Annotated in this window: 1 protein-coding gene; it reads left to right on the top strand. The window is 70.4% G+C overall.

The window, feature by feature from the left end; translation table 11 throughout:
• The coding region (locus tag RBJ65_RS42015; RefSeq protein WP_306332221.1) for a polyketide synthase at window positions 1–500 on the top strand (500 nt) is incomplete at both ends.

Raw genomic sequence — 500 nt, 5'->3', positions numbered from 1 at the left:
CCCGGAGATCTCCGGGCGGACGTATGTCCGGCAGGGCGGGTTCCTCGACGACGTCACCGGTTTCGACGCCGGGTTCTTCGGGGTGTCACCGCGCGAGGCGCTGGCGATGGACCCGCAGCAGCGGCTGCTCCTGGAGACCGCCTGGGAGACGCTGGAGGACGCCGGGATCGAGCCCGGTTCGCTGCGCGGCAGCGACACGGGCGTGTTCATCGGCGCGATGGCGGGCGACTACGGGCTGCGGCTCGACACCCCGCACGGCGGGGTCGATGGATACGTGCTCACGGGTAACGCCGGAAGTGTCATATCGGGTCGGCTCGCGTACTTCCTGGGTCTTGAGGGGCCGGCGGTGACGGTGGACACGGCGTGCTCGTCGTCGTTGGTCGCGTTGCACCAGGCTCTCCGGGCGATACGCGGCGGGGAGTGCTCGCTGGCGGTGGCCGGTGGCGTGACCGTGATGTCCTCACCGGGCATGCTGGTGGAGTTCTCGCGGCAGCGTGGAT

It is taken from the genome of Streptomyces sp. KL109B, assembly GCF_030766935.1.
Lineage (GTDB): Bacteria > Actinomycetota > Actinomycetes > Streptomycetales > Streptomycetaceae > Streptomyces.
Note: the sequence above shows the minus strand (reverse complement) of the source record. Positions and strands in the feature narration are given on the sequence as shown.